Source organism: Thermococcus sp. GR5, assembly GCF_012027535.1.
Taxonomy (GTDB): domain Archaea; phylum Methanobacteriota_B; class Thermococci; order Thermococcales; family Thermococcaceae; genus Thermococcus; species Thermococcus onnurineus.
This window is the reverse complement of sequence record NZ_SNUN01000003.1, coordinates 1-14,121: the sequence shown is the minus strand read 5'-3', so window position 1 is coordinate 14,121 and position 14,121 is coordinate 1. Positions and strand designations below refer to the sequence as shown.

Here is a 14,121-nt window from a genome sequence, read left to right as displayed (position 1 = left end):
TTTGATCAAACTTTGCAAAGCAAAGTTTGCTTGCCGAGCAAAAGTTTGATCAAAGTTTGTAGCTCTTTCTTGAAGTGCAGGTTCTTGAAGGGTTTTCTACTTGAAACCAATTGTTTTGGCGAGAACTCATCTAGGTGCTCCTTGTAAAGGGGTTTAACCCTAAAAAGACTCCCATAGGGCATCAAAAGAAAGCAAACTTTTTTGATAAGCTCGGCATTTTGTTTATTGTTCTCAATTAAAAACAGGGTTCTCAAGAGGAAGAAAAACCAAAACTTTTCCAAATGCGACAATACAGAGAGCTACAAACTTTTGGTGAAGCTTTCCCCAAAAGCTTCCCCCGCAAGCGCTGGCGAAAGAAAGCGTACTATTCTAAGGGTACTGGATTTTTAGCGGGTTTACTCATCGGATTGCCATTTCATAGTGTTTGCTCTCCTCAAGGCGTCCTCGGACGCCAGAATAAAAAGCAAACTTCTTAAAGGGCTACTTTTGGAGTTAAACCCTTTGCTAATGGGCCACAAAAAGAGTTCACGCTTGATGTTCGGCATTCTTATGATAACGGGCATCTTTTGATTAAACTTTGCTATGCAAAGTTTATTCGTCTGCGCGAAGTTTGATCAAATCTAAAAGAATAAAGCTTGTTTACCCACGTTAAAGCACGAAATAGAAGTACTCCCAAATACTCCCTTTTAAGAACTAACTCCCAATTTAAAGCCTCAAACGTTCTCCGTTTCTTACCAAAAACTGACCAATTTTGATCTTGTTTTGGTTGAATATGGCAATTGACCCCATAAAAAGCGAGTATGGCGCCAATATTCTATCACCAATAATGTCGAATCTCCAACAAATTCTAGCCATTTGGTCGTTTTTCCAGAAGTTCGAACCTCGAACCTATGCAGAGCCTTTATAAGTCTTTTCCAGTATTGGTGAACATACTAGTACACTAAAGTCGCTTTTCGGCGCGAAAAACGGTTCTTAAACTTTTCGTAACCGATATAAACTCCTACAAGCCAGTTACTACTCGAAAAGCTTATATACCGAAACCCGCAGGTGGGAGGTAGTGGTAATCATTCTTAAAAAATGTTAAGGGGGCAATTCTCGGTGGCGGCGAAAAAAGAATTTGATATATTCACCCATGAGCTGGTTCCCGAGCACAGAATACTCAGCGAGGAGGAGAAGGAGGAGCTCCTCAGGAAGTACAGAATTAAAATTTCTCAGCTTCCGCAGATTAAGGCCTCGGACCCGGCTGTTGTCGCTCTCGGTGCTAAGCCTGGAGACGTTCTCGAGATCAAAAGGAAAAGCCCAACGGCGGGCTATTATTACTACTATCGCCTCGTGGTGGAGGACTGATTCTTGAGGTGAGACCATGAGAGGGCCAACCGTTGTAGATGTTACTCCCGACGATCTTTGGCTCGTTATGGAAGCTTACTGGAAGGAGAAGGGACTGGTTAGACAGCACCTTGACTCTTACAACGCATTCATAGACTACGGAATGCAGCAGGTTATAAACGAGTTCGGCGGCATAAAGCCGGACATTCCTGACTTCGAGGTCAAGTTCGGAAAGATTCGCCTCGGCGAGCCTGAGTTCCAGGAGGCTCAGGGGCAAAGGAAGCCGCTCTACCCAATGGACGCTCGTATAAGGAACCTGACTTACTCAGCTCCACTTTACCTCGAACTCATTCCCGTCGTCAACGGCATTGCACAGGAGCCGGTTGAGGTTCGCATAGGCGAGCTCCCAATAATGCTCAAGTCAAAGGCCTGTAGGCTTTACGGCCTGAGCGACGAGGAGCTCATCAAGCTCGGCGAGGACCCGAAGGATCCAGGAGGATACTTTATCATCAACGGCTCTGAGAGGGTTATTGTCTCTATCGAAGACCTTGCCCCGAACAAGACCCTCGTCGAGAGAGACGAAAGGCAGAACAGAATTATAGCAAAGTGCTTCTCCTACAGACACGGATACAGGGCTCTAATCACCGTTGAGAGAAGAAAGGATGGTATTCTCTACGTCAACATCCCGAACGTTCCGAGACCTGTTAAGTTCGTCTACGTCATGCGCGCCCTCGGTCTTGAGAGCGACAAGGAGATAGTTGAAGCGGTAAGCGACGATCCGAGGATACAGCAGGTCCTCTTCGACAACCTCGAGGATGCCAGCGACATAATGAGCAGGGAGGAGGCTCTGGACTACATTGGTAAGCTTGCTTTGCCGGGCCAGCCGAAGGAGTACAGGCTTAGAAGAGCCGAGCACATCATAGACAACAACCTCCTGCCGCACATGGGCGTCGAGGAGAAAGACAGGCGCGCCAAGGCATACTACCTCGGCATGATGGCCCTTAAGGTCCTTGAGCTTTCCCTTGGCCTGCGTGGCGAGGATGATAAAGACCACTACGCCAACAAGAGGCTCAAGCTCGCCGGTGACCTCCTGAGGGACCTCTTCCGCGTCGCCTTCGGCCAGCTTGTTAAGGACATGCAGTACCAGATGACCAAGACCTACCAGAGGAAGGGCGAACGCTACACCTTTGAGAACATTCAGAGGTTCGTGAGAAACTCGATAAGACCAGACGTTCTCAGCGAGAGAATTGAGCACGCCCTTGCGACCGGTGCCTGGCCTGGTGGAAGAACCGGTGTAAGCCAGCTTCTTGACAGAACCAACTACATGTCAACCCTTTCTCACCTCAGGCGTGTCACTTCTCCGCTCAGCAGGGATCAGCCCCACTTCGAGGCCCGTGATCTACACGGAACCCACTGGGGCAGGATCTGTCCGACGGAAACGCCAGAAGGTCCAAACTGTGGTCTCGTCAAGAACCTGGCTTTGATGGCCCAGATAACCACCGGAATTCCTGAGGAGGAAGTCAGGGATTACCTTAACAGGCTTGGCGTCGTTCCGATCGAGGAGAAGAGGCCGAGTCTAGAGCTCTGGCGTGTCTATCTAAACGGTGTTCTCATTGGAACAGTTGAGGACGGAGAGAGACTTGTCAAGAGGATAAGGGCAGACAGAAGGAGCGGAAGGATAAGCGACGTCATCAACGTGGCTATCTACCAGGACGAGGAAGTGAAGGAAATCTATGTCAACAGCGACGACGGTAGGGTGAGAAGGCCTCTTATCATAGTCGAGAACGGCCAGCCAAAGCTCACCCGCGAACACGTCGAGGGCATAAAGAACGGAACGCTCACCTGGAGTGATCTCATCAAGATGGGTGTCATTGAGTATCTCGACGCCGAGGAAGAGGAGAACGCCTACGTTGCAACATGGCCGTGGGAAGTAACTGCAGAGCACACACACCTTGAGCTGATGCCCGCTGCCATACTTGGTATTCCAGCTTCGCTCGTTCCGTATCCTGAGCACAACGCTGCCCCGCGTAACACCTACGGTGCAGGTATGGCCAAGCAGAGCCTCGGTCTCGGCTGGGCCAACTTCAGGATTCGTGTTGACACCCGTGGTCACTTCATGCACTACCCGCAAGTTCCGCTCGTCAACTCAAGGATAATGAAGGCCGTCGGTTTCGAGGAGAGGCCAGCAGGTCAGAACTTTGTCGTCGCGGTTCTTAGCTACCAGGGATACAACATGGAGGATGCAATCATAATGAACAAGGCCTCCATTGAGAGGGGACTCGCGAGGAGTACCTTCTTCAGAACCTACGAAGCTGAGGAGAAGCGCTACCTCGGTGGTCAGACCGATCGCTTTGAGGTTCCGGACCCGACCATACAGGGCTATCTCGGTGAGAAGTACTACAGACACCTCGATGAGGATGGTATAATCTTCCCAGAGTCAAAAGTCGAGGGTAAGGACGTCCTCGTCGGAAGGACCTCCCCACCGAGGTTCCTTGAGGAACAGAGCGGCCTTGGGGGAATAATCCTCCAGGAAAGAAGAGAGACCAGCGTAGCTGTCAGACCGAGCGAGAAGGGCATAGTTGACAAGGTTATCATCACCGAGACCGGTGACGGAACCAAGCTCGTCAAGGTCACCGTCAGGGATCTCAGAATTCCAGAGTTCGGAGACAAGTTCGCCTCAAGGCACGGTCAGAAGGGTGTTATAGGCCTCATTGTTCCACAGGAGGACATGCCCTGGACCGAGAGCGGAATAGTGCCAGACCTCATAGTCAACCCGCACGGTATCCCCTCCCGTATGACCGTCGGACAGCTCATAGAGGCCATAGGCGGAAAGGTGGCTTCACTCAAGGGAAGAAGGGTTGATGGTACCGCCTTCATCGGAGAGCCTGAAGAGAGGCTCAGGAAGGAGCTTGAAGAGCTCGGCTTCAAGCACAGCGGCAGGGAAGTCATGTACGATGGCATAACTGGAAGAAGATTAGAGGCTGACATATTCGTCGGTGTCATCTATTACCAGAGACTCCACCACATGGTCGCTGACAAGATGCACGCGAGGAGCAGGGGTCCTGTGCAGGTTCTCACCAAGCAGCCGACCGAGGGTAGGGCCAGGGAAGGTGGTCTCAGGTTCGGTGAGATGGAGCGTGACGTCCTCATCGGTCACGGCGCTGCAATGCTGCTCATAGAGCGTCTCCTCGAGGAGAGCGACAAGACTGAGGTATGGGCCTGCGAAAGCTGTGGACATCTGGCCCTAGAGGATAAACGCAGAGGAAAGGTCTACTGTCCGGTATGTGGAGAGGAAGAAAAGATAAGCAAGGTAGAGATGAGCTACGCTTTCAAGCTGCTGCTCGATGAGCTGAAGGCTATGGGAATAAGGCCGTCTCTCAATATCGTTGACAGGGTGTGATTGCCATGCAGTCGATGAAAAAGGTCATCGGGAGTATTGAGTTCGGAATCCTCTCACCCCAAGAAATCAGGAAGATGAGCGCGGCCGAGATAACCGTTCCAGACACTTACGACGATGATGGTTACCCAATCGAAGGCGGCCTCATGGACAAAAGGCTGGGTGTCATTGACCCTGGACTCAGGTGTGAGACCTGTGGAGCGAGGGCTGGAGATTGCCCCGGTCACTTCGGCCACGTTGAGCTTGCCAGGCCGATAATCCACGTCGGTTTCGCCAAGACCATCCACCGCGTCCTCGAGAGCACCTGTAGGGAGTGCGGAAGGATAAAGCTCACCGACGAGGAAATAGATGAGTACATGAGGAAGTTCGAAGTCATGGGCGACAGGAAGAAAGCCAAGGACAGGCTCATCAAGGAAATACACAAGAAAGCGAAGGAGAGAATGGTCTGCCCACACTGTGGTGCCCCGCAGTTCCCGATCAAGTTTGAGAGACCGACCATCTACTGGGAGCTTAGGAGGGACGAGGAAGGCAACGAGTACAGGCACAGGATGATGCCGAGCGAGGTCAGGGACAGGCTTGAGAAGATACCTGACAAAGACCTCCCGCTTCTCGGCCTGCACCCAGAGAAGGCCAGGCCGGAGTGGATGGTTCTCACCGTCCTTCCGGTTCCGCCGGTTACAATGAGACCGTCCATCACCCTCGAGAGCGGTATTAGGGCGGAGGACGACCTCACCCACAAGCTCGTCGACATAATCCGTATCAACAACAGGCTCAAGTCCAACATAGAGGCTGGAGCTCCTCAGCTCATCATCGAGGATCTCTGGGACCTTCTCCAGTACCACGTTACTACCTACATCAACAACGAAACCTCCGGAATTCCGCCGGCCAAGCACAAGAGCGGAAGGCCCCTCAAGACCCTCGCCCAGAGACTTAAGGGTAAGGAGGGACGCTTCAGGGGCAACCTCAGCGGTAAGCGTGTTAACTTCTCCGCTCGTACAGTTATCAGTCCCGATCCGATGATAAGCATCAACGAGGTCGGTGTTCCGATAGCGGTAGCCATGGAGCTCACCGTTCCCGAAAAGGTCACTGAGTTCAACTACGAGAAGCTCAAGAAAATGGTCCTCAATGGGCCCGAGAAGTATCCTGGAGCTAACTATGTTATCGATCCCGAGGGAAGAAGAATCAGGCTCATGGAAAACAACCTCGAGATCATCGCTGAGAAACTCGACATAGGCTGGACGGTTGAGAGACACCTCCTCGACGGTGACATAGTCCTCTTCAACAGACAACCGTCGCTTCACAGGATGTCCATCATGGCCCACCGCGTCAGAGTCATGCCTTACAAGACCTTCAGACTCAACCTCGCCGTCTGTCCGCCTTATAACGCTGACTTCGACGGTGACGAAATGAACCTCCACGTGCCGCAGACGGAGGAAGCCCAGGCAGAGGCCAAGATACTCATGGAAGTCCAGAACCACATCATCTCGCCGCGTTACGGTGGCCCACTCATAGCGGGAATACAGGATCACATTTCCGGCGGCTACCTCCTAACGCGCGAGGGAGCCTACTTCACTCGCTCAGAGGTCGAGCAGATGCTTATGTTTGCCGGCGTTGACGTTGACAAGCTCCCCAAGCCAGACAAGGTCGAGAACGGCGTTGAACTCTGGAGCGGAAAGACCATATTCTCCCTTCTCCTGCCCGAAGACTTGACCATCTGGTACAGAAACAAGCTCTGTGACGATCCGGAGCGCTGCGAGGCCCTTGAAAAGCTCATCGAGGAGAAGCTCATCCCGGACGAAGAGGAAGTGAGAAAGCTTGCCTATGATGGCTTCACGTACATCCTCAACGGCAAGCTCCTTAGCGGTGTCGTTGATAAGAAGGCCTACGGAAGAGAGGATGGTAAGATACTCGACATCATCGTGAGAGAGTACGGCGTTGAGAGGGCCAGACAGTTCCTTGATCAGGTCACCAAGCTCGCCATATGGGTGATAACCCACAAGGGCTTCACGACTGCGATAGACGATGAAGACCTTCCGACCGAGGCTCTTGACAGAATCAAGGAGATTATACGCGAGGCTGAGGAGAGGGTTAACAGGCTCATAGAGGCCTACAAGAACGGTGAGCTCGAACCTCTCCCAGGTAAGACCCTTGAAGAGACCCTTGAGAGCAACATCATGGCCGTCCTTGCCGAGGCTCGTGACAACGCAGGTAAAGTCGCTGAGAAATACCTCGGTATGACAAACCACGCGGTCATCATGGCCAAGACCGGAGCGAGGGGTAAGATGCTCAACATCACCCAGATGGCGGCAATGCTCGGTCAGCAGTCTATCCGTGGAAAGCGTCTCTACCGCGGCTACCGCGAAAGGGTTCTGACCCACTTCAGGCCTGGTGACCTGGGAGCCAGAGCAAGGGGATTCGTCGTCAACTCCTACAAGAGCGGACTAACGCCGCAGGAGTACTTCTTCCACGCCATGGGTGGAAGGGAAGGTCTCGTCGATACGGCAGTCAGGACTGCCCAGAGCGGTTACATGCAGCGCAGGCTTATCAACGCCCTCCAGGATCTCAAGGTGGACTACGACGGAACCGTCAGGGATCCAACAGGCATCATCGTCCAGTTCAAGTACGGTGAGGATGGCGTTGATCCTATGAAGAGCTGGCAGGGTAAGACCGTGGATGTGGATAGGGTGATTGTGAGAACCCTGCTTAAGGTCAGGAGTAAGGGGTGAGAGAAATGGTTGCTGCCAAGACTATCAAGAGCCTCGTCGATAAGGCCGACCTCCCCGATAACATCAAGGAGGAGCTTTACAACAAGCTCATCGAGTACAACAAGAAGTACAAGTTCAAGAAGGCCGAAGTCGAGGCCATCATAGAGGAGACCGTTAAGGAGTACCAAAACTCACTCGTCGAGCCTGGAGAGGCTATAGGAACCGTTGCTGCTCAGTCTATCGGTGAGCCCTCAACGCAGATGACCCTTAACACCTTCCACTACGCTGGTGTCGCAGAGATAAATGTTACCCTTGGTCTGCCGAGAATCATCGAGATTGTTGATGCCAGAAAGAACCCGTCCACGCCAATCATGACCGTCTACCTCGACGAGAAGCACAGATACGATAGGGAGAAGGCCCTAGAAGTTGCGAGGCGCATTGAGGGAACGACCCTTGAGAACCTCGCGAGGGAGATGAGCATTGACATCCTCAACTTTGAATTCATCGTTGAGATTGACCCGGAGAGACTTGAGAAGAGTGGCCTCGACATGGAGAAGATTCAGAAAAAGTTGGAGAGCTCCTTCAAGAGCGCAGAGTTCGAAGTAGATGGCTACACGCTCATTATGAGGCCCAAGAAGGTAACCAAGCTCTCCGACCTTAGGAGACTCTCCGAAAAGGTTAAAAAGCATCGCCTTAAGGGTCTCTCGGGCGTCGGAAAGACGATTATCAGGAAGGAAGGCGACGAGTACGTCATCTACACAGAGGGTTCCAACTTCAAGCAGATCCTCAAGGTTCCCGGTGTTGACCCGACGAGGACGAGGACGAACAACATCCACGAGATCGCCGAGGTGCTCGGAATCGAGGCTGCAAGAAACGCCATCATCGAGGAAATCGTCAACACGATGCGCGATCAGGGTCTTGAGGTGGATGTCAGGCACATCATGCTTGTTGCCGATATGATGACGCTCGACGGCGTCATACTGCCCATAGGCAGGCACGGCATAGTTGGGGAGAAGGCCAGCGTGCTTGCCAGGGCCGCGTTCGAGATCACCACTCAGCACCTCTTCGAGGCCGCTGAGAGGGGTGAAACCGACCCGCTCAACGGTGTCGTTGAGAACGTCCTCATAGGACAGCCGGTTCCAGTCGGAACCGGAATCGTCAAACTGGCAATGAATCTCCCCCTGAGACCGAAAAGGGAGTAGGGAGGTGTGATTGATGGATCTAGCTTTCGAACTTAGGAAGGCTGACGAGACCGGAAAGATAATCAAGGGAGCTAAGAAGACCATCCAGCTCGCCAAGATGGGTGGGGCGAAGCTGATTATAGTGGCCAGAAACGCCAGGCCGGACATCAAGGAGGACATCTACTACTACGCCAAGCTCAGCGGCATTCCGGTTTACGAGTTTGAGGGAACAAGCGTTGAGCTCGGCACCATCCTCGGAAGGCCGCACACTGTCTCGGCTCTGGCAGTGGTAGACCCGGGTGAGAGCAAAATCCTGGCCCTCGGGGGTAAGGAGTAATGCCGCTCAAGCTCAACACTGATCAGATAAAGTACATAGCCCTCTTCGAGAGCATGACGGGAGCTACAGTGCTTGACTGCCTCATCGACAGCAACAGGAACAGGCTTATCTACGTTATCAAGAGGGGCGAGATGGGACTTGCCCTCGGAAAGAAGGGAGCCAACGTCAAGCGCGTTCAGAACATGCTTGGAAAGGAGATAGAGCTCATCGAGCACTCGGAGAATCCCGAAGAGTTTCTGAGGAACATTTATAAGAGTCTCGGGGTAAAGGTTAAAAAAGTCCACATCACTGAAAAGAGGGATGGTAAAAAGGTCGCCCTCCTGGACATAGGCCCGCGCGAGAAACCGCGCGCCATTGGAAGGGGCGGCCAGAACATCAACCTCGTGAAAGAATTGATGGAGAGACACCACGGTATTCACGACGTGATCATAATTTGAGGTGATGCTCATGCCGGGAAAGAAGGCTCCATATGGAGAGTTCGCTGGTAGAAAGCTCAAGCTCAAGAGGAAGAAGTTCCGCTGGAGCGACATAAGGTATAAGAGAAGAGTCCTTCGCCTTAAGGAGAAGAGCGACCCGCTCGAGGGAGCCCCGCAGGCCAAGGGAATCGTCCTCGAGAAGATAGCCGTCGAGGCTAAGCAGCCCAACTCTGGAATGCGTAAGGCAGTTCGTGTTCAGCTCATCAAGAACGGTAAGGTCGTTACCGCGTTCACCCCGGGTGACGGTGCTATCAACCACATCGACGAGCACGACGAGGTCATCATCGAGGGAATCGGCGGTCCAAAGGGCGGTTCTATGGGTGATATCCCAGGAATCAGGTACAAGGTCGTCAAGGTGAACAGGGTTTCCCTCAAGGAGCTCGTTAAGGGCAGAAAGGAGAAGCCGAGGAGGTGAAGGAAATGGCCAAGCCGCTCACCGAGAGGTTCTACCAGCCTAAGGAGCTCAAGGTCATGGGAAGGTGGAGCGTTGAGGACGTCGTTGTGAACGATCCCTCGCTCAGGCCCTACATCAACCTCGAGCCAAGGATTCTTCCGCACAGCCACGGAAGGCACGCCAAGAAGCCCTTTGGAAAGGCTCAGGTTCACATCGTCGAGAGGCTCATCAACAAGGTCATGCGCAGTGGTGCCAGCAGCCACAAGGTCGGCGGCCACTTCATGAGGAGAGAGCACCGCTCCCTCATGGGCAAGAAGATGAAGGCCTACGAGGTCGTCAAGGAGGCCTTCATGATCATCGAGAGAAGGACCAAGCAGAACCCGATTCAGGTTTTCATAAGGGCTATCGAGAACTCTGCCCCGAGGGAAGACACGACCACCATAGCTTTTGGTGGAATCCGCTATCACATGGCCGTTGACGTTTCACCGCTCAGGAGACTCGACATAGCCCTCAAGAACATCGCCCTCGGTGCGAGCGCCAAGTGCTACCGCAACAAGACCAGCTACGCCCAGGCCCTTGCCGAGGAGATAATCGCAGCAGCTAACAAGGATCCGAAGAGCTTCGCCTACAGCAAGAAGGAAGAGATCGAGAGGATTGCCCAGTCCTCACGCTGAGGGCTGGCAGGTTTCCCTTCTTGTTCTCTTCTGTTTCTACGCTTCTACTTTGCCCCCACTTGCAATGTTTTTAGGGAATATAATTTTGAGAACTGGTTGTGACATATGAAAGCGCAGAACAATCATGAAGTAATTAGTATGAATTCTATGATTTACTGGAAAAAGTTAAAGCGCCGAAATTAGCATGAAGAAGGCCGAAGGGACTGATTCTTGTCCTCTTTCTCCTTCATCCATTCAACTTCTATCTAGCAGACTCTCTCCCACCATATTCCCTGGCTTCTCAACGCCAAAAAACTCCAGAACCGTCGGTGCTATGTCCATGAGGCCCGGGTTTTCAAGCTCAACTTTCTCGAAACCCCACAGTATCAGTGGAACCTTCACAACTGGCTCGTTCATCGAGCCGTGCATTCCCTTAACCCAGTGGCTTACTCCCTTAATCCCCCTGCACATTCTGTGGGAGCAGAACCAGTAGCCGGGCTTGGCCGAGACTATCAGCTCGCCGCTCAGCGGCGTGTCGAGGTGTGGAAGCTCATCGCGGAAAAAGACTTCTTTGACCCCCGGAGCCTTCCTCAGAACTTCAAAAGCTTCCTCGGCCTGGTTCGGGTCTCTGAGATAAACATGAACTCCACCGCCAGAGGAGACGCGTAGCGTCTCGATGCCGTGTTTCCTGAGGTATGTTCTCAGGTTCACCCAGGTGTGAACCTCCTCCTGTCCGTGGTCGGCGAAGATTATGAAGGCGTACTCGTCCTTCAGGCGCTCCCATAGGGTTCTCACTGCGGTATCGACGGTCTCAACGGCCTTCAGGGCCTCTTCGCTCAGCGGCCCATGGTCGTGGCTCATGCCGTCTATCGAAGCAAAGTGGACGAGGAGCAAATCCGGTCTGCATTCCTCGTATAGGTAGATGGCTGAGTTCATGACCCAGATGTCCTTCCTCCAATCGCGACCATGCTGACGGTACATCCTATCGCCAGCAAAGAAGGGTGGGAAGATTCTAACGTCCGTCCCGCTGAACGGGGGCATCGTATAGCCGCTGACGGCTGCGGTTCTAACACCTTTCTGCCGTAGCAGGTCAATGATGGTCGGGGACTTAATGACCTTGTGGGGATTAAAGGCCACCTCATAGTTGTAGAAGTTGACCTTCCGATCAGAGATGCGGTCGTAGTAGCCGTTCTCGACGACCCCGTGATCTTTCGGCCACATCCCCGTCATCACGCTGGTGTGAACTAAGTCCGTGAGCGTTGGAAAGATGGAGTCAACCACCGCAAACTCACCGCTTTCAGCAAGCTCGCTCAGGAATGGCATGTGTTTGATGTTGTAAATCCCACAGCCGTCGAGGCTTATCAGCGCGAGCTTCTTCATGTTCATCACAGCCTAAGCGTATTACAGAGTTTTACGTTTATCTCTTCCTTGAGTAGGTCTCCAACTTCACCTAGAATGCCTGCAAGGAGACCCTTATGAACTGTCGCTATCTTGTTGAGCTTAATAATCGAAGAAACTTTAAGCCCAGTGACTTTAAATTCCAGATGAGAGCGTTCAACGAGAACGTCAGTTTTTGGCTCGAACTTCTCAAGTCTCGACGAAATGAACGCCACTACAACATCATCTTTTCCTTCGTACAGGACAAGTGCCGGACGAAGTTTAGTTGCCCGTAGATCTGTGAAAGGAAAGTGCACAAGAACTATCTTGCCCTTGAGACTCATTTGAATCTCACCTTAAGGTCTTCGTAGGAGTACAGGTCTGGTTCGGATTCTAGAAACTCCCTGAGGGATTCTTCTGAGAGCTTTACGACTCCATAAAGCTCGCTTGCCTCAATCAGCTCCTCCAGTTTGTGTTCTATCTCCTCAAGTTTGCGCTCTATCTTCAATATTTCGTCAATCACTCTAACATCCTCACTCACGCTATCACCCCCAATCGGTGTCGGCCTGACGTGCAGTCATCATACTTCAGTGGGATGGAGTGATCGTCATCCACCGTAGTTCCCTTTGTTAATCCGGTATAAATTCTTTCCGAGCCACTCGTCTAAAGTTTTCTGCCTCGCTAAGCTGCCAAGTATGTAGCTCCTCGTGAGGTACTTCTCGAACGGATGCTCAAGACGGCGCTTTATGGCCTCTAGCGCCTCGTTCAGCGTTGAGAAGCGACCGATGAGGTTGTTCATAGCTTTCTTGACGCCGAGCCTTATCTGCCAGACACCAACGGGGGCGTAGTACTCGGGAGTAACCTCGCGGAAAACTACTATCCTTGCCTGTCTCCTCCTCACTCTCAAAGCTTCAAGAACGCTCAGACGAGCTGCATGGTAGGCGCCGGCCGTTTCCTTGACGTACTCCTTTCTTCCGCGGAAGTCCTCGTAGTCGTGGATGACGCTCGGTTCGTCGCTTCCGAAGAGCGAGCCCTTGAGCCACACCTCAAGGAGTTCGAAGGCATAGCTCTCAGGCATGAGAAGAACAGCGTAGCGGTTTCCGAGGAAGCGGTAGAAGTAGACCTCGTAGTCGTTTATCTCTGGATAGCTCAGAATTTCGCGCCTTAGGTTATTCCCTATCGTGTCCTGAACGGCGGTGATGCTCCACCTTGTGGGAACAAGCCTCTTGTCAACGCCGAGAAGTCCCGCGGAGAGGAGCCTTATAATATAGTACTCGTCAAAGCCCCAGTTGTAAAGCCTCATTATTGCCTGCTCTGCCTTTAGCTCATCGCTAACGACGTAGTCCGTCCTCCTCGGAATCCTTGGATTCTCCGTGAGCTCAAAGTCCAAAAGCTCCGCCTTCGGCCCTATCGGCGGGGCAAACTCGCTTGGGAGGACTTTGAGAACGGGCTTTTTCTTCAGCAAAATCTCGCTGTCAACGGGCTTTATCGACATTGCCAGCTCCTGAACCTCGCCAAGTATTCTCCCGCTCATCCTTACGTGGACGTCTGCTTTCGTCTCGCCCATAACCAATAGCGAGCGGTAGTAAAGGATGTCCCTTATCGTCTTGTCCTCCCACTTCATGGGACTGTCAAGGTGACTGGTATCTCCCTCAATTGGCGGTACGAGAGGGCCTATGCGAACCTTAGGATAGCCGTACTCCCCAACGAAGATGCTCGGCGGGGAAGAGCCAAAAAGGTGGCGCTTATTGAGCTTTTCCTCCACCCTATGGGCTACCCTAAACCTTTCGAGAATTGGACAGGTGGGCCTGCCGCAGAGGAGTTTCTTGCCCTTGCAGACGGCACAGAGCTTGGAGTTGAAGAGCTGGGTCATCGGGGATAGTTACTCTGGGAAGGTATTTATGGTTTGCCGACGCTGGCATCTCGAGTACCTTCCAAAAAACTTAAAAACCCCCTCCAGCTCATATAACTCGGGCATTGGAGTGCCGCGGTAGCCTAGCCTGGTAGGGCGCCGGCCTGCTAAGCCGGTGGGCGCTGCCCACAGGGGTTCAAATCCCCTCCGCGGCGCCAAATCTTTCTCTGGGTCAAATGCCGGGATAGCCTAGAGGTGAGGCGGTGGACTGCAGATCCGCTTTACGGGGGTTCGAATCCCCCTCCCGGCTCCATAACGAAAGACAAGGGGGCTCCGCCCCTTTATCTCTCTGTACTCTCAAACCCCCGAAGTGGGGCTTCGCCCCACAAACCCCGTTTTTCTCCTAAACCTCCGGGGGGCTAC

At 52.7% G+C, this 14,121-nt stretch carries 12 protein-coding genes and 2 tRNA genes; 10 read left to right on the top strand and 4 right to left on the bottom strand.

Annotated features, from left to right (window positions below; all coding sequences use genetic code 11):
• Positions 1–1,098: 1,098 nt before the first annotated feature.
• Genes E3E33_RS03455 through E3E33_RS03420 form a run of 8 tightly spaced genes read left to right on the top strand, consistent with a single transcriptional unit; the run spans position 1,099 to position 10,490 of the window.
• The gene (locus E3E33_RS03455) at positions 1,099–1,347 is read left to right on the top strand and encodes a DNA-directed RNA polymerase subunit H (RefSeq protein WP_012571174.1); all 249 of its coding nucleotides are present in this window, start codon (positions 1,099–1,101) and stop codon (positions 1,345–1,347) included.
• A 16-nt stretch (positions 1,348–1,363) separates the two neighbouring features.
• Complete coding sequence (locus tag E3E33_RS03450) at positions 1,364–4,726, top strand: DNA-directed RNA polymerase subunit B (RefSeq protein ID WP_012571175.1); 3,363 nt, start codon at positions 1,364–1,366, stop codon at positions 4,724–4,726.
• Between the two features lie 5 nt (positions 4,727–4,731).
• Positions 4,732–7,449, top strand: coding sequence for a DNA-directed RNA polymerase subunit A' (locus E3E33_RS03445; protein ID WP_167711807.1), 2,718 nt, complete (start codon positions 4,732–4,734; stop codon positions 7,447–7,449).
• 5 nt (positions 7,450–7,454) lie between these two features.
• Positions 7,455–8,630, top strand: coding sequence for a DNA-directed RNA polymerase subunit A'' (gene rpoA2 / locus E3E33_RS03440; RefSeq protein WP_012571177.1), 1,176 nt, complete (start codon positions 7,455–7,457; stop codon positions 8,628–8,630).
• Between the two features lie 13 nt (positions 8,631–8,643).
• Entirely contained in the window at positions 8,644–8,946 is a 303-nt protein-coding gene (locus E3E33_RS03435; RefSeq protein ID WP_012571178.1) for a 50S ribosomal protein L30e, read from the top strand.
• Positions 8,946–9,383, top strand: a complete 438-nt coding sequence (locus E3E33_RS03430) for a NusA-like transcription termination signal-binding factor (RefSeq protein WP_012571179.1) — start codon at positions 8,946–8,948, stop codon at positions 9,381–9,383. The genes E3E33_RS03435 and E3E33_RS03430 overlap by 1 nt, the downstream gene beginning before the upstream one ends.
• Positions 9,384–9,393: 10 nt before the next feature.
• Positions 9,394–9,837 carry a 30S ribosomal protein S12 gene (locus E3E33_RS03425; protein WP_012571180.1) on the top strand — a complete coding sequence of 148 codons (444 nt, stop codon included), beginning with the start codon at positions 9,394–9,396 and terminating at the stop codon, positions 9,835–9,837.
• Between the two features lie 5 nt (positions 9,838–9,842).
• Complete coding sequence (locus E3E33_RS03420) at positions 9,843–10,490, top strand: 30S ribosomal protein S7 (RefSeq protein WP_012571181.1); 648 nt, start codon at positions 9,843–9,845, stop codon at positions 10,488–10,490.
• 234 nt (positions 10,491–10,724) lie between these two features.
• Here E3E33_RS03420 and E3E33_RS03415 read toward each other — a convergent pair whose 3' ends face one another.
• The 4 genes from E3E33_RS03415 to E3E33_RS03400 form a co-directional block, all read right to left on the bottom strand.
• The gene (locus tag E3E33_RS03415) at positions 10,725–11,849 is read right to left on the bottom strand and encodes an alkaline phosphatase family protein (RefSeq protein ID WP_167731671.1); all 1,125 of its coding nucleotides are present in this window, start codon (positions 11,847–11,849) and stop codon (positions 10,725–10,727) included.
• Between the two features lie 5 nt (positions 11,850–11,854).
• Entirely contained in the window at positions 11,855–12,190 is a 336-nt protein-coding gene (locus E3E33_RS03410; RefSeq protein ID WP_167712209.1) for a type II toxin-antitoxin system PemK/MazF family toxin, read from the bottom strand.
• Positions 12,187–12,387, bottom strand: a complete 201-nt coding sequence (locus tag E3E33_RS03405) for a hypothetical protein (RefSeq protein WP_167712210.1) — start codon at positions 12,385–12,387, stop codon at positions 12,187–12,189. Before E3E33_RS03405 ends, E3E33_RS03410 begins: the two co-directional genes overlap by 4 nt.
• A gap of 66 nt (positions 12,388–12,453) precedes the next feature.
• Positions 12,454–13,719, bottom strand: coding sequence for an Nre family DNA repair protein (locus E3E33_RS03400; protein ID WP_167712211.1), 1,266 nt, complete (start codon positions 13,717–13,719; stop codon positions 12,454–12,456).
• A gap of 111 nt (positions 13,720–13,830) precedes the next feature.
• Here E3E33_RS03400 and E3E33_RS03395 point away from each other — a divergent pair.
• Positions 13,831–13,916 (top strand) — tRNA-Ser (locus tag E3E33_RS03395).
• Positions 13,917–13,936: 20 nt separating this feature from the next.
• Positions 13,937–14,011 (top strand) — tRNA-Cys (locus E3E33_RS03390).
• Positions 14,012–14,121: the final 110 nt, after the last annotated feature.